Here is a 15,119-nt window from a genome sequence, read left to right on the forward strand (position 1 = left end):
TAGCCCAGCACGGCAGCTCGCTTCGCGCCGCTTACCCGGCTGAGCGAACATCTTCCGGCGCGGCGGTGATCCGCATCTCCAGATCGGGCACCAGAGCAGTTGTGCCGCGTACTGCCCGCTCACACCGCTCCGCAAGCTCGCGCCTGCACTCCCCTGCCTCTTCGAGCGGCGCCAATCGGACCTCGACCTCCACACTTTTCTGACGCAGGATTCGCCCGATGGATTGCCCGATCGTCTCGCTGCCGACAAAACACGGGCCGGTACACAGGGAGCCGTCGGCGTTGGCGTACCGGATCGCCATGGGCTGGACCGGGCACTGCGAATCGACCGCGGCCTGGAACATCGCCGGGCGGAATCCGCCGTACGCCCGCCCGCACCAGGTCGTTCCCTCCGGAAAGACCATGATGCGCACGCCTCGCTCCAGGCGCTCACGCACAGCTGCGACGACTTCGGGCAGCTCACGCAGCCGAGCGCGATCGATCGGCACAACTCGCATCCGACGTGCCAGCGATCCAAGGACCGCCCACTCGAGCAGATCCGCCCGGGCGACGAAGTTCGCGGGCGCAACGGCACTCGCAACCAGTACGTCCGTCCAGGACACATGGCCGGCGACCACCATTACCCCGTCCGGTTCAGGCCTGCCCAATCGCTGATCGTCGACGCTCAGTTTCATGCCGAGGCAGCGGAGCAGCAGGCGTGAGTACGCACGCTGCAGATGGGCCCGCCAGGTTCGCGGCAGCAACCAGCCCGCTGACAGGATCGGCGCAGTCAGCAACGCGCAGCCGACCATCACCGCTCGAATCCCTACCGTGACATTCGACACACGTGCCGGATCGGACGGCAGACACCCGTCGCCGCAGGGGCTCGACGGCACCCAGTACGGGGTCATCCCGCGAGCCCTTGCTGGGTAGACGCCGCCGATCGAAGCCGATCGAGGTACCTCTTGTTCGCCGAGTGCAGACCTTGCAGCGCAACAAAATCCGCGACGCCGAACGCGGGATCGTAGGCGGGTTCACCGCAGATCACTGCGCCCATGCGCAGATATCCGCGCAGCAGCGGTGGCATGGTCACGCGTGCGGGTGGTGCGATCTGATCCAGTGTGCGGCCGCCGAGAACGACAGGATTTCGGGGAACGGCCCGCCTCTCCAACGGACTGGCGTGCTTGTTCAACACAAAATCGCGGACGCCGCGCACATCCGCGCCGGGGACGGCACCGGGGTGCGGGGTGATCGGAACGGAGACGCACCCCATCACCCATTCGTGGCCGGTCAGTTCGAGGTACTGCAGAATCCCGGACCACATGAGTCCGAGTACCGATCCGTTGCGATGCGCCGGATCGACACATGCGCGGCCCATCTCGACCACTCGGCGCGCCGCCGGATCGATAGCCGAGATATCGAATTCCGTTGCGGTGTAATACCCACCTGCTCTGGCCGCGGCATCCGGGGTGAGCATGCGGTAGCACCCGACGTAATCGCCGGTGAGATCGTCGTAGACCAGGATGTGGTCACAGAAATCGTCGAACGCATCTGCGTCGAGCTCGAAAGGTGAAGCGGGAATCGAGAATCCGGGCTCGGAGACGAATACCCGGTATCGAAGGCGCTGCGCGGCCACTCGATGTTCACGGTCGGAGGAGACGATCAGGGAGTATCTCGGCGCGGCGACCTCACGGCCGAGATTGTCACTCGCGGGGCGAAGGACTGACGTAATTGTCATGCGCCAGGTTTATCGACCGGACGCGACGGCGCGGCATCAGCAAAGTGACGCGCCGATGCAGGCCGGGTGAATAAAGCACTGTGCGCCCTTATCAACCGCTGGGGGTTGATAAGGGCGCACAGCAGGTGGTGCTTTTTAGCCCTTGTGAGCCTTCACAGCCTCGGTGAGCTGCGGTGCGACGTTGAACAGGTCGCCCACGATGCCGAAGTCGGCGATCTCGAAGATGGGTGCCTCTTCGTCCTTGTTGACCGCGACGATGGTCTTGGACGTCTGCATGCCGGCGCGGTGCTGGATGGCACCGGAAATGCCGAGTGCGATGTACAGCTGCGGGGAGACCGTCTTACCGGTCTGACCGACCTGGAACTGTCCGGGGTAGTAACCCGAGTCCACAGCCGCACGCGAAGCGCCGACTGCTGCGCCGAGGGAATCGGCGAGCTCTTCGACGACGGAGAACTTGTCGGCGCTGCCGACGCCACGTCCACCGGAAACCACAACGCTGGCTTCGGTGAGCTCGGGGCGGTCGCCACCGACGATCGGCTCACGCGAGGTGACCTTGACGGCACTCTCGTCCTGAGCCGGAACCTCGACAGCGATCTGCTCGCCGGCGCCGGCCTGCGGAGCTGCTTCGACTGCACCCGGGCGAACCGAGTAGACGGGGACGTCGCCGTTTGCCTTGGCCTCGACGGTGAACGCGCCACCGAAGATGGAGTGGACGCCGGTTCCGTCGGCCTTGATCTCGATGACGTCGGTCAGCAGACCGGAGCCCAGACGTGCGGCCAGACGACCGGCAACCTCTTTGCCCTCCGTGCCGGCTGCGGTGATGACCGCTGCGGGGCTGGTGGACTCGACGAGTGCGGCGAGAACGTCGACCTTGGGGGTGACGAGGTAGCCCTCGATGTCGTCGGACTCGGCGACGTAGATCTTCTCTGCGCCGGCTGCTGCCAGTGCGTCGGCGAGCTTGGCTGCGGTGCCGGCGGGGCCGGCGACAACTGCCGACGGCTCACCGAGTGCGCGTGCAGCGGTGATGAGTTCGGTGCTGACCTTCTTCAGCGCACCTTCTGCGTGCTCTACGAGCACAAGTACTTCTGCCATGACTTAACTCTCCCTGAGTTTTTCTGCTGGTTGCCTAGAAGGGCGCGATCAGATGACCTTGTTGCTGACGAGGTACGCGGCAATCTTGGTGCCACCGTCTCCCTCGTCTGCGATGCGCTCACCAGCGGTGCGGGGGGGCTTCGGAGTGGAGGAGGTCACGGTCGTGCCGGCGTTGGCAACACCCACGGTCTCCGGGTCGACACCGAGGTCGGCCAGTGTGTAGACGAGAACTTCCTTCTTCTTCGCGGCCATGATGCCCTTGAAGGAGGGGAAGCGCGGCTCGTTGATCTTCTCGGTGACCGAGACGATTGCGGGCAGCGAAGCCTCGAGGCCGAAAACGCCCTCGTCGGTCTCGCGCTCACCGGTGACGGTGCCGTCAGCGACGACGAGCTTGCGCAGCTGCGTGAGCTGCGGAATGCCCAGGTACTCGGCAATGATGGCCGGAACAGCGCCGACACGGCCGTCAGTGGCCTCGTTGCCGGCGATGATCAGGTCTGCAGGCTCTTCGTTCTCGAACGTGATCTGTCCGAGTGCGGCTGCGAGGGTCCACGCGGTCTGGATGGCGTCGGATCCGTGCAGCGCGGGGTCGTTGATGTGGACAGCCTTGTCGGCGCCCATCGACAGTGCCTTGCGGATAGCGTCGGTGGCGCGGTCGGGGCCTGCGGACAGCACCGTCACCTCACCGCCCTGAGCTTCCTTGATGAGGAGTGCTTCTTCGACGGAGCGCTCGTTGATCTCGTCGAGCACTGCGTCTGCGGCTTCACGGTCAAGCGTGTAGTCGCCGTCGGTCAGCTTGCGCTCGGACCATGTGTCGGGGACCTGCTTGATCAAAACAACGATATTCGTCATGGGTCTTCGTCGACCTCCTGTGTGTATTTCACCTGATAAATCGTCTGTGTTGCTACGCGCAGGCCGAGGGATTCCGCAAATGGATTTCTCGTCTCACGTCGGCTGTGCGTTAGATTACCTCACGTTAAGTTACCCGTCGGTAACTTAACGTGGAACCACCCTCACCATAACGGCACGGAGTGCAAATTATCGCTGTGATCTGGACCACGTGAACACGTTCTATCCGTTTGGCACTAATCTCCCAGAGGTGAGTGAAACAAGTGTCAGCAACCACGAGGACGCACCCCTGCCCCTGACGGGCGAACGAACTGTGCCGGGAATTCCCGAGGAGAACTACTGGTTCCGGCGCCACGAAGTTGTCTACCGCGCGTTGCTGGAACGCTGCACCGATCGCCGCGTGCTCGAAGCCGGTTCCGGAGAAGGCTACGGCGCCAACATGATTGCCGATGTCGCCACCAAGGTCACCGGTCTCGATTACGACATCTCCGCCGTCGAACACGTCCGCGCTCGTTACCCCCGCGTCGAGATGGTCCACGGCAATCTCGCCGAATTGCCACTCGAAGACAATTCGGTGGACGTAGTAGTGAACTTCCAGGTAATCGAGCACCTGTGGGACCAGGGACAATTCCTGCGCGAGTGCTTCCGAGTCTTGGCTCCTGGCGGCGAACTTCTCATCAGCACCCCCAATCGGATCACCTTCTCCCCGGGCCGGGACACACCGCTCAACCCGTTTCACACCCGCGAACTCAACGCAGACGAGATGACGGAACTCCTGGTCGACGCCGGATTCCGCGTCCAACTCATGACGGGTGTCCATCACGGCCCGCGACTGAAGGACCTCGACGCCAAACACGGCGGATCGTTCATCAATGCGCAGATCGACCGTGCCCTCGCCGGTGAGCCATGGCCGGCGGACCTGACCCGCGACGTCGAAGGCATCACCGTGGACGACTTCACGCTCGCCGTCCCCGACATCGACGCAAGCCTCGACCTCGTCGCAATTGCCGTGAAAGACGCCGCTGTCAAAGACCCCGCAGTGAAAGATCCTGCCGAGTGAGTAACGCAACACCCGTCCGAGAACCGGGGATGTTCGCCCTGGTCCTGCACTCGCACCTGCCGTGGCTCGCCAACCACGGGCGATGGCCCGTCGGCGAAGAATGGCTCTACCAGTCGTGGGCCGGGTCGTACCTCCCTCTCACCGCGGCGCTACGACGCCTCGCCGACGAAGGTCGATCCAACCTTCTGACGCTGGGAATCACGCCGGTACTCGCGGCACAGCTCGACGATCCACACTGCCTCGCCGGGATGCACCACTGGCTCGGCAATTGGCAGATCCGCGCGCACGAAGCGGCCGGGATGCCCGACGCGGCGCACCGTGAACTCGGCGCGCGCGAGCACCGTGCGTCTGCCGCAGCATTGGAAGACTTCGAAACCCGTTGGCAGCACGGCGCTTCCCCGGTTTTCCGCGATCTCATCGACCGCGGCGCCTTCGAATTGCTCGGGGGCCCGCTGGCTCATCCGTTCCAGCCGCTTCTCGATCCTCGGCTGCGCGCGTTCTCCCTCCGCGAGGGCCTCGCCGATGCTCAGGCGCGGTGGAACCACACTCCCACCGGCATTTGGGGACCCGAATGCGGGTACACCCCCGGAATGGAACGTGGGTACGCCGAAGCCGGCGTCACACACTTCATGGTCGACGGCCCTGCCCTGCGCGGTGACACCACCCTCGGCCGCCCGGTCCGCGACTCCGATGTTGTGGCCTTCGGCCGCGACCTGCAGGTCAGCTACCGCGTCTGGTCTCCGAAATCCGGATATCCCGGCCACGGCGCGTACCGCGATTTCCACACGTACGACCACGAGACCGGCCTGAAACCGTCCCGGGTCACCGGCCGAACGGTCGACTCCGCTGACAAGGCTCCCTACGATCCGGACCTCGCAGCGGCCGCCGTCGACAAGCATGTCACCGACTTCGTCGAGGCCGTCCGTGCGCGATTGCGATCGGAATCCGCGCGCATCGGGCGCGACGCACTGGTGGTCGCGGCGTTCGACACCGAGCTGTTCGGGCACTGGTGGTACGAGGGTCCGCAGTGGCTCGAAAAGGTTCTTCGCGCCCTACCAGAGGCGGGCATCCGCGTCGGAACCCTAGGCGATGCGCAGGCCGCCGGATACGTGGGTAAGCCTGTGCAACTGGAGGATTCGTCTTGGGGATCAGGTAAGGACTGGCGAGTGTGGGCGGGCGATCAGGTAAGTGATCTCGTGCAACTCAACACCGAAGTTGTCGACACGGCACTGAATGCGGTGGACAAGTCTCGTGGGCACGACAATGTCCCCGGACGTCCGGAACTGCGAAACCGGGTAAACGATCAGGTGCTTCGGGAGACACTGATGACAGTGTCGAGCGATTGGGCGTTCATGGTGAGCAAGGATTCCGCAGCGGGGTATGCGCGCGAACGCGCACACAAGCACGCTCACGCAACCAGGGAGATCGCCGACGCCGTGGTCTCCGGCAGGGATGCGGTTGCCACCCGCCTCGCCGACGGCTGGAATCGCGCGGACGGCCTGTTCCCCGGCCTCGACGCACGGCGTCTGCGCCAGAGCGAACTCGACGGTCCGCCCCAGAGCGAACTGGCAAACGGGAGCATCTCGTGAAAATTCTCATCGTTTCGTGGGAATACCCCCCGGTTGTGGTCGGCGGACTGGGTCGGCACGTCCACCATCTCGCCACCGAACTGGCCGCGGCCGGGCACGAGGTGGTTGTTCTGTCGCGTCGTCCGTCCGGTACCGACGCGTCGACGCACCCGACGGTCACGCACATCTCCGAAGGCGTGCTTGTCGTCGCGGTTGCCGAGGACCCAGCACACTTCGTGTTCGGCGAGGACATGCTCGCCTGGACACTCGCGATGGGGCACGCGATGGTCAGAGCCGGAACGGCGCTGCACAAGCCCGGCGTCGGCGAAGGCTGGCAGCCTGACGTGGTTCACGCCCACGACTGGCTGGTCGCTCACCCCGCAATCGCCTTGGCCGAATTCTACGACGTGCCACTGGTTTCCACGCTCCACGCCACGGAAGCCGGCCGGCACAGCGGCTGGATCTCCGGACGCATCAACCGTCAGGTCCATTCCGTCGAGTGGTGGCTGGCCAACGAATCCGACGCTCTCATAACATGTTCCGCGTCAATGCAGGACGAGGTTACCGAGCTCTACGGCCCTTCACTACCGCCGCTCACGGTCATCCGCAACGGAATTGACCTGACCACGTGGAACTTTCGCGAACGTGCACCGAGGTCGGGGCCACCGAAACTACTCTTTGTCGGACGCCTCGAATACGAGAAAGGTGTCCAGGACGCTATTGCTGCGCTGCCGCGAATCCGTCGTAGCCATCCCGGCACCACACTCGCTGTCGCGGGCGAGGGCACTCAGTTCGGCTGGCTCGCCGAACAGGCGCGCACCCATCGCGTCGTGCGGTCGGTCAACTTTCTCGGCAACCTCGACCACTCCGAGCTTCTGAGTTGGCTGCACGGCGCCGACGCCATAGTTCTGCCGTCACGGTACGAACCGTTCGGCATCATCGCTCTCGAAGCCGCAGCAGCCGGTACACCGCTGATTACCTCTACTGCAGGTGGATTGGGCGAAGCCGTTGTCGACGGCGTAACCGGTATGTCCTTCCAACCCGGCGATGTTGCGGGACTGACGTCGGCCGTACGCGAAGTGCTCGACGACCCGGCGGGCGCTCAGGAACGAGCCGTCGCAGCGCGGGCACGCCTCACCTCGGACTTCGACTGGCATCAAGTGGCCGAGGAAACCGCGCACGTGTACGCGGGAGCCAAGCGTCGGGTGCGCCATCCCCTGGCCCGCCCGGTGATTCCGGAGCGCCCCCTACCCGGACGCTGACGTGAACCGCATCCGCGCGTCGCCGAGCAGATGGCCCGGCGGCAGGATGCGGCCACACAGCACCATCAGCAAGTCCTGTGCGGCGCCGTGCACTTCGGCGCCTGCGCCGAATTCCCAGTCCCGGTCGTCAGCGCGCAGACGCACGCCTTCGAGGTCTGCGCCGAAGTACTTCACGTTCTTGGGTGACAAGCCGCCCAGAACACGACTGAGGCGGTCCTCCGGTACGACGTAGTCGTCGCCGAGGGCAACGCGGATGTCCTGGCCGTGAATGACGTCGTGGGACAGCGCCCCGTCGAAGCCGCCACCGGGCGGCTTCCAGGGATATGCAACGTGCTCGCGCAGGGAGGCAAGCAGCTGTTGCTCGGTCAAATCGCGTGCGTCCGCAAGCGCACGGCGGTTGGACATGCGGTTGAAGTTGCCGCGCGATTTCACCATTTCGAGTACGAATCGCGAAGCGGGATAACGGTACGGCATGGTGATGTGCGCGACCACTTCACGCACACGCCACCCCTCACACAGCGAGAGTGTGTCCCATTGCGCGGTGGTGAGACCGTCCAGGAAGGTCACCAACTCGCGTCGGTGCTCCACAACCCAATCGGGTGTCTGTTCACTCATGCCGCACTCCCCTCCCGAGCGTCACGCTCTACTTCCTGACAGATTTATCCGCCTCGGCGGCTGCCTTCTTCCGCGCGATGTCTTCGAGGGCCGCGATGTACTCGGCACGGTCCGCTGCGCCCGCTTCCCAGTCGGCCTTACGGTTCTTGACGACCTTGGCCGGGGAACCGACGGCGATGCTGTAGTCCGGGATGTCGCCCTTGACTACGGCGTGCGCTCCGAGAACACAACCCCGACCGACGCGGGTGTTACGCAGGACGGTGACCTTCGCGGCAACCCAGGTGTCCGGACCGATGCGCACGGGGCCCTTCACGATGCCCTGATCCTTGATGGGGGTGTTGACGTCGTCCATGCGGTGGTCGAAGTCGCAGATGTAGCACCAGTCGGCAACCAGCGTCGAGGCGCCGATCTCGATGTCGAGGTACGTGTTGACGACGTTGTCCTTGCCGAAGACCACTTTGTCTCCGATGCGCAAGGAGCCTTCGTGGCAGCGGATCGCGTTGCCGTCGCCGATGTGGACCCAGCGCCCGATTTCGAGGCGGGACAGATCGGGAGTCGAGTGGATTTCGACGTTCTTGCCGAGAAACACCATGCCGCGCAGAATCACGTGCGGATTGGCCATCTTGAACTTGGCAAGACGGTAGTACCGCACCAGGTACCAGGGGGTATATGCCTTGTTCGCCAGAACCCATTTGAGGGAATCGACGGTCAGGAACTTGGCCTGATCGCTGTCGTTTCGGCGTGATCCCCGCCACCGAGTGCGCAACGGTGCGCCCCACATGCTCGTCATGAGTATTCAGAGTACGGGCAGTCGACGCACCGACCCTCGGGGTGTGCCCCGTCACGTTGCCTACGGCGGGATAGTCTCTGGTCCGAACTACTTTCGCAAGCGGCAGGGAGATGTGAGATGCGGCGGGTCCTACGGTCGTCCGTGATGGTGATGGCGGCGATCGCTACGGTGATGGCTGCCGGGTGCGGAAGCGAGAGTTCCGTCGTCGACCGCTACGCAACTGCCGGTTGGCCGGCGATGCACGCCGACGCCCGAAACAGCGACACCAGCGAGGTCACGGGTTCGCGCGATCTCGAGTTCGCGTGGTCTCGTCCACTCGGCGGTCCCATTGCCGCATATGCATCCGTGGGAGCAAACGGCCAGAGTTTCGTGACGGCGCGCGCCGAGAACGGCTGCAACCTCTTCTCGTTTCAGCTCGACACCGGCCGCAAGGTGTGGTGTACCCGGATGAACGACGGTGTTGCCGCGTCGACGCCCATCGTGGACACCGCGACCAACGTCTACGTGGGTGAAAGCGGGGCGATGGCGTCGTACACCCGCAACGGCCAGTTGCGTTGGCGCACACTCGTTGTCGGCACTCCCCTGTCGGCGCAGTTCACGGGCGACGGCAACCTGCTGTTCATCACGCAGCTCGGTCAGATCAACGTGCTCAATCCCCAGACCGGCGCAAAGGTTGTCTCGTCGTTCAATTTGATTCCGCCGCCGACGTTCGAGCAGCAGACCAACGCCGAACTCATTCCCGACAACCAGGGACTCGACGAGTGCTTCCTCGGCACGTCGGGCTGCCCGGTGGCAAACACCCCCGCAATCGATCTGGAAAGCGGCACGTTCTACTTCACGTTCTACGGGCCCAACTCCCAGGCCGCCGATCTGGTCGCCATGAAGTACACAGGCGGCGACAATCCCTCGATCACCCCGGAGTGGTCCACCGACGCACTGCCCGGCGGAACCGCGTCGAGCCCGGACCTGTCGAAGGACGGAAAGACCGTCTACACCACCGACAACAACGGAACGCTGTGGGCGATCGATGCCGCAACCGGCGACCCGGTGTGGAGTTACAACATCGGCTTCAACTCCGCGGGTAGTCCCTCCACCTCCGACGACGGATTGATCATCCCCGCCGGAGCTGCCGACGGTCACCTGCTTGCCGTCCAGGACAAGGGCGATCACGCCGAACTCGTCTGGGAGCGCAAGGATCTACTGCAGTTGGGTGTTCCGGCTCAAACTGCCGGGGACACCGGGTACACCGTCGTCCGCGAAGGCGACAACGGGCTGAGCCTGATCACGTTCGACACCCGATCCGGTGAAACCGTTGCTCAGAACACCCTGCCAGGCGCGGTCGGCTTCACCGTCGGCACTTCCATCGGCCCGAATGGTGAAGTGTTGACGCCCAGCGCAATCGGTGAGCTGTTCGTCTTCAAGTGAGCTGTGCGACGACTCAGGGCTAGCGCGACGCCTCACAGATGAAGGCCGACGCCGAGCGTCCGATGCGCACGATCACCACACTCAGCGACACAGAACCCTTGAGTTTGAGCCGTGGACGCAGCACTGCCGGATCGACGTCGACACCACGAACCAGGATCTCGACGACGCCGCAGTCGCGCTTCGAGAGAGTCTGCTTCAACAGCTTTTCGGAGTACTTGATCTGTTCGAGAATCCGGAATCCGCGAACACCCTCGGGGATGCTGTTTCCGGTGAGATACGCAATCCGTGGGTCCAGTTGCCACAGACCATGTCTGGCCGCATAGTGGCGCACCAGGCCCGCGCGAACGACGGCGCCGTCCGGGTCGATGATCCACTCCCCCGGTTCCTGCTCGGGGATGGTGTCGTCCTCGGCGTCGGTCACCGACCACCCGGTGCCGTCGGACCGCAGTACCGATGCCCGACGCGTCACGCCCGCCTCGGCAAGTCCCGCCGACCACAGACAGGCCTCTTTGACACCGCCGTCGAGTGAGACGACCTCGACCTCGCCGTTCCAGCCGAGGTTGTCGAAATCGAGTCCGGGAGCACACTTCACGGCAATGTCGCGGCCGTCGTACGCATCGAGCAGATCCGGGAGCGGCGGCATCAATGCGGCCGGATCGTGTGTTCGCCGTCCACCCGAACGGCGTGCCGGGTCGGCAAGGATCACGGTGCCGCGCGTTGTCGGACGCAAAGCATCAGCCCGCAACAGCGCCGCCGACGGCACGTTGTGACGGGCCATCGCCAAACGGACGGCGTCGATGTCACTACCGATTACCCGATCCGCAACGCCGGTGAGGGCGTGCAGTTCCGCACCGATGGAACACGTCACGTCGTGCACCGTGCGCCCGACAAGTCGCTGCGCACGGTGATCTGCGACAGCCGCCGGGGTGGCCTGCTGCATCGCGTCGTCGGTGAACAACCAGCCCCCGCTGCCGGGGAGTTTTGCAGCCGCCTTTCGGCGCAGCAGAACCGTGTCGACAAGCGCGGGCATGTGGTCGCCGAAACGCGTACGCGCCCGGCCGATGTCGGCCAGACGCGTACGCGTGGACAGCTCGAACTGTTCCATCTCGGCCAATGCCGCTATGCCGGAGTCACTTTCCAGATAGGCGATGTCAGCGAGGGTGAAGTCATAACCCAATGTTTCAGTTGCCTGGCTTTACGCCGGTGATCATGACGTTGTAGAAGAAGCCGCGCGGTACGACGTGGCGCAGAATCTTCTCGTCGACCCAACTGAGGGTCTTCCAACCACCGAAAGCGAAGCGCCCCCAGCCCCAACCGAGCTTTTCCTGCGGAACTGCGGCTTCGAAGGTGCGAACCGGCCACCCGAGCAGTGCGGCGGCAAATTCTTCGGTGGCGGCGTGAACCTGGTCGGCGCCTGCGGACTTCGCCATGTTCTCGAGGTCCGTCGGGTCGAACGTGTGAATGTCGACAACAGCTTCGAGAGCGGCGGCGCGTGAGGACTCGTCGAGCTCCTCCTGTGGACGACGCCAGTCGGCGAGGAACGGCAGCTTGGTCACCGTGGTCGTGGCTTCCCATGTCGCGCGGCCGAGCCAGCGAGCATAGAAGTTACCGACGGTGGTCGGCTCCCCCGCGAAGACAAAGCGCCCACCGGGCTTGAGGACACGAAGAACCTCGCGCAGCGACTTCTCCACGTCGGGAATGTGGTGCAGCACAGCGTGTCCGACCACGAGGTCGAAGGTGTTGTCCTCGTAGGGAATGGTCTCGGCGTCGGCGACGCGTCCGTCGACGGGCAGACCGAGGTTTTCGGCGTTGCGCATCGCGACCTTGACCATGCCGGGCGAGAGGTCAGTGACCGAACCCGTCTTGGCAACCCCACCCTGCATCAGGTTGAGGAGGAAAAAGCCGGTGCCGCAACCCAGTTCCAGTGCCCGCTCGTACGGCAGCGGCTGATCACCGGCGACGGCGTCGAACCGGCCCCTGGCGTAGTCGATGCAGCGCTCGTCGTACGAGATGGACCACTTGTCGTCGTAGGTCTCGGCTTCCCAGTCGTGGTAGAGCACCTGAGCAAGCTTGGTGTCCTTACGAGCGGCCTCGACCTCTTCGGCCGTGGCGTGCGGCCGCGGCGCGGGGTCCATTACTGCTTCCTCGGCAGCAGGCGGCGTGGCAATGTCGTCGTCAGTGGGGCTGGCAGTCATTCGGCTATCCTACTCGCTGGTAAGAGATGAACAAGTTCTAATTTAGGGAAGCCTACCGGCCCGTGAACTCGGCCTTGCCCGGACCGTTCTCGATGAACGACGCCATGCCGATCGACTGATCCTCGGTCGCAAACAGTCCTGCGAACAGATGCTGCTCGATCTTCAGGCCCGTTTCCAGGTCCGTGTTCAGGCCCTCGTCGATAGCAGCCTTAGCAGCCGCAATCGCACGCGATGCGCCGCCCACGAACTGCGACGCCCACTTCCGGGCAGCGGTGTACACGTCGTCCGGCGCGACAACCTCGTCGATCAAGCCCATTGCCAACGCCTCGTCAGCACCGACAAAACGGCCGGTGAACACCAGATCCTTGGCCTTGGCCGGTCCGATGAGACGGGCCAATCGCTGGGTGCCGCCGCCGCCGGGGATGATGCCGAGCAAGATCTCCGGTACGCCGACCTTGGCATTGTCTCCCGCGATACGACGGTCCGCGGAGAGTGCAACTTCGAGTCCGCCGCCAAGGGCATAGCCGGTGATCGCTGCAACGGTCGGCTTCGGGATCGCGGCGACGGCGCCGATTCCGGCTTGGATTCCGGCCACCGCGTCACTGATCTGAGCGAAGTCCATCTCGGCCATTTCCTTGACATCCGCACCGGCAGCAAAGACCTTTTCGCCGCCGTAGACGATGACGGCCTTCACTGCCGGATCGACTGCCGCCGCGCGTGCCGCGACCGCGAGTTCGTCCTGGACCTGACGGTTCAGAGCGTTCATCGGGGGGCGCGCGAGACGGATCGTGCCGATACCGTCGGAAACCTCGAGAGTTACAAATTCAGACATGCCCTGGAGATTACTTGGCGGGCCGGGCAGCCCAAGGATGCGGCCCGGGGATGTAGTAGTCATCCTGATTCGGGAAGTCGATCCGGAACGTCGTCTCGTCGCGGTAGAGCGTCGGGAGGATGATCGGAATCTCGGGTTCGGCCGCCAGGACGTCGGCAACGGAGTTGTACTTCGCCAACTCCGTCAGCTGAGTCCAGGTGGGCGGCAACAGGATACTGTCGCCGGCGCGCCAATGGTCCAGCGCGTCCTGCGGACTCTGCCAGCGAACCTCGGCTGCCTCGGAGGTAACTCCATCGGCCACCTGGCCCTCGGGTGAGGCGGCCACGAAGAAGCGAGTGTCGTATCGACGGGCCTCACCGATCGGGGTGATCCAGTTCGCCCACGGACGCAACAGATCCGTACGCAGAACCAGATTCTCCTGCTTCAGGAAATCGCTGAACGTGAGTTCGTGGTTCTCGAGAGCAACCCGCGACGCCGAGTAGCCGGACGTGTCTGCGACGACGGTATCCGCACTCGGCCCGGCGAGCAGGACACCGCATTCCTCGAACGTCTCACGGACTGCTGCCAGCACGAGCGCCTTCGCTCGCGCGACATCGGTGCTGAAACGCTCCGCCCACCACTGAGCCGACGGGCCCGCCCACTCGACCTCGGCCGTGCCGTCGGACTTGTCGACGCCGCCGCCGGGGAACACGGTCATCCCGCCGGCAAACGCCATCCCCTTCACCCGCTGGAGCAGGAATATCTCGATGCCCGATGCCGCGTTTTCCGCGTCGCGCACCAGAATCACCGTCGATGCGTCCTTGGGTGTGGGGACAGCGTCCGCAAACTCGTTAGCCATGTTTCGGGAACCTACACCGTCACGGGTGCCCGGTGTGCTCCGGATGCTCGCGTACGACGCGCGAAGTACCGACCGTCGACCTGATCGAGGGTGATCGACTGACTGAACGCGTTGCTGAGGTTCTCGGCGGTGATGACGTCCTCGAGCAGCCCCTGAGCCACGACGCCACCTTCCTTGAGCAGGAGGGCATGAGTGAATCCCGGCGGGATCTCCTCGACGTGGTGGGTGATCAGGACAGTGGCGGGCGCGTCGGGATCGGCCGCGAGTACAGCGAGGCGGGCGACCAGTTCTTCGCGGCCACCAAGGTCGAGGCCGGCTGCGGGTTCGTCGAGCAACAGCAGTTCAGGATCGGTCATCAGGGCACGCGCGATGAGCACTCGCTTACGTTCGCCCTCGGAAAGAGTCCCGTACGTGCGGTCCGCGAGATGTTCGGCGCCGAGGCTCTCGAGCATCTCCACGGCACGGGATGTGTCCATCGACTCGTACTCCTCGCGCCAGCGGCCGAGAACCGCATAGCCAGCCGAGACAACAAGGTCGCTGACCTTCTCGTCGGCGGGCACCCGGTTGGCCAGCGAGGACGACGACAGGCCGATGCGCGGCTTGAGTTCGTTGACGTCGACGCGGCCGAGCACCTCGCCGAGCAGATGCGCGGTACCGCTGGTGGGAAACACCTCGCCGGCCGCGATACGCAGCAGCGACGTCTTGCCCGCACCGTTCGGTCCGAGCACCACCCATCGCTCGTCGAGCTCCACCTTCCACGTCACCGGACCCACAAGAGTGGACCCGCCGCGGCGGATGAGAACGTTGTCGAAATCGATGAGCAGGTCAGGATCAGGTGTTGGCACCCGACCATCTTCCCGCACATTCTCCGGCCATCCAC

The 15,119-nt window shown here is 64.4% G+C and carries 15 protein-coding genes; 4 read left to right on the top strand and 11 right to left on the bottom strand.

Going from position 1 to position 15,119, the window contains the following annotated elements; all coding sequences use genetic code 11:
• Window positions 1-31: 31 nt before the first annotated feature.
• From C7T36_RS01920 to C7T36_RS01935, 4 genes are all read right to left on the bottom strand, one after another.
• Window positions 32-889, bottom strand: coding sequence for a 1-acyl-sn-glycerol-3-phosphate acyltransferase (locus C7T36_RS01920; RefSeq protein ID WP_045070384.1), 858 nt, complete (start codon window positions 887-889; stop codon window positions 32-34).
• Window positions 886-1,716: a GNAT family N-acetyltransferase gene (locus C7T36_RS01925; protein ID WP_045070386.1), complete on the bottom strand. Its 831-nt coding sequence runs from the start codon at window positions 1,714-1,716 to the stop codon at window positions 886-888. Before C7T36_RS01925 ends, C7T36_RS01920 begins: the two co-directional genes overlap by 4 nt.
• A 135-nt stretch (window positions 1,717-1,851) precedes the next feature.
• Window positions 1,852-2,808, bottom strand: coding sequence for an electron transfer flavoprotein subunit alpha/FixB family protein (locus C7T36_RS01930; protein ID WP_045070388.1), 957 nt, complete (start codon window positions 2,806-2,808; stop codon window positions 1,852-1,854).
• A 48-nt stretch (window positions 2,809-2,856) separates the two neighbouring features.
• Entirely contained in the window at window positions 2,857-3,657 is an 801-nt protein-coding gene (locus tag C7T36_RS01935) for an electron transfer flavoprotein subunit beta/FixA family protein (protein WP_033231080.1), read from the bottom strand.
• Between the two features lie 247 nt (window positions 3,658-3,904).
• Between C7T36_RS01935 and C7T36_RS01940 the strand changes: the two genes are divergently transcribed.
• Genes C7T36_RS01940 through C7T36_RS01950 form a run of 3 tightly spaced genes read left to right on the top strand, consistent with a single transcriptional unit; the run spans window position 3,905 to window position 7,544 of the window.
• Window positions 3,905-4,714 carry a bifunctional 2-polyprenyl-6-hydroxyphenol methylase/3-demethylubiquinol 3-O-methyltransferase UbiG gene (locus tag C7T36_RS01940; protein WP_045070389.1) on the top strand — a complete coding sequence of 270 codons (810 nt, stop codon included), beginning with the start codon at window positions 3,905-3,907 and terminating at the stop codon, window positions 4,712-4,714.
• A gap of 29 nt (window positions 4,715-4,743) precedes the next feature.
• Window positions 4,744-6,303, top strand: a complete 1,560-nt coding sequence (locus C7T36_RS01945; RefSeq protein ID WP_045070391.1) for a glycoside hydrolase family 57 protein — start codon at window positions 4,744-4,746, stop codon at window positions 6,301-6,303.
• The gene (locus C7T36_RS01950) at window positions 6,300-7,544 is read left to right on the top strand and encodes a glycosyltransferase family 4 protein (protein ID WP_033231082.1); all 1,245 of its coding nucleotides are present in this window, start codon (window positions 6,300-6,302) and stop codon (window positions 7,542-7,544) included. The genes C7T36_RS01945 and C7T36_RS01950 overlap by 4 nt, the downstream gene beginning before the upstream one ends.
• Here the strand turns inward: C7T36_RS01950 and C7T36_RS01955 are convergent.
• Window positions 7,530-8,159, bottom strand: coding sequence for a maleylpyruvate isomerase family mycothiol-dependent enzyme (locus C7T36_RS01955; RefSeq protein WP_045070393.1), 630 nt, complete (start codon window positions 8,157-8,159; stop codon window positions 7,530-7,532). The genes C7T36_RS01950 and C7T36_RS01955 overlap by 15 nt on opposite strands.
• Window positions 8,160-8,187: 28 nt before the next feature.
• Window positions 8,188-8,949: an acyltransferase gene (locus tag C7T36_RS01960; RefSeq protein WP_045070397.1), complete on the bottom strand. Its 762-nt coding sequence runs from the start codon at window positions 8,947-8,949 to the stop codon at window positions 8,188-8,190.
• Window positions 8,950-9,066: 117 nt separating this feature from the next.
• Here C7T36_RS01960 and C7T36_RS01965 point away from each other — a divergent pair, with 117 nt between their 5' ends.
• Entirely contained in the window at window positions 9,067-10,374 is a 1,308-nt protein-coding gene (locus C7T36_RS01965) for a PQQ-binding-like beta-propeller repeat protein (protein WP_045070399.1), read from the top strand.
• Between the two features lie 19 nt (window positions 10,375-10,393).
• Here the strand turns inward: C7T36_RS01965 and C7T36_RS01970 are convergent, their stop codons facing one another.
• Genes C7T36_RS01970 through C7T36_RS01990 form a run of 5 tightly spaced genes read right to left on the bottom strand, consistent with a single transcriptional unit; the run spans window position 10,394 to window position 15,102 of the window.
• Complete coding sequence (locus C7T36_RS01970) at window positions 10,394-11,551, bottom strand: hypothetical protein (RefSeq protein WP_045070402.1); 1,158 nt, start codon at window positions 11,549-11,551, stop codon at window positions 10,394-10,396.
• Between the two features lie 4 nt (window positions 11,552-11,555).
• The gene (locus C7T36_RS01975; RefSeq protein ID WP_372472364.1) at window positions 11,556-12,569 is read right to left on the bottom strand and encodes a class I SAM-dependent methyltransferase; all 1,014 of its coding nucleotides are present in this window, start codon (window positions 12,567-12,569) and stop codon (window positions 11,556-11,558) included.
• Between the two features lie 52 nt (window positions 12,570-12,621).
• Complete coding sequence (locus tag C7T36_RS01980) at window positions 12,622-13,401, bottom strand: enoyl-CoA hydratase/isomerase family protein (RefSeq protein WP_045070404.1); 780 nt, start codon at window positions 13,399-13,401, stop codon at window positions 12,622-12,624.
• 10 nt (window positions 13,402-13,411) lie between these two features.
• Window positions 13,412-14,239: an NUDIX domain-containing protein gene (locus C7T36_RS01985; protein ID WP_033231089.1), complete on the bottom strand. Its 828-nt coding sequence runs from the start codon at window positions 14,237-14,239 to the stop codon at window positions 13,412-13,414.
• A gap of 11 nt (window positions 14,240-14,250) precedes the next feature.
• A complete protein-coding gene (locus tag C7T36_RS01990) occupies window positions 14,251-15,102 on the bottom strand; it encodes an ABC transporter ATP-binding protein (RefSeq protein WP_033231090.1) in 852 nt (283 codons plus the stop codon).
• Between the last annotated feature and the right edge of the window lie 17 nt (window positions 15,103-15,119).

Origin of the sequence: Rhodococcus sp. AD45-ID, from assembly GCF_003023755.1 — a bacterium.
Taxonomy (GTDB): domain Bacteria; phylum Actinomycetota; class Actinomycetes; order Mycobacteriales; family Mycobacteriaceae; genus Rhodococcus_F; species Rhodococcus_F globerula.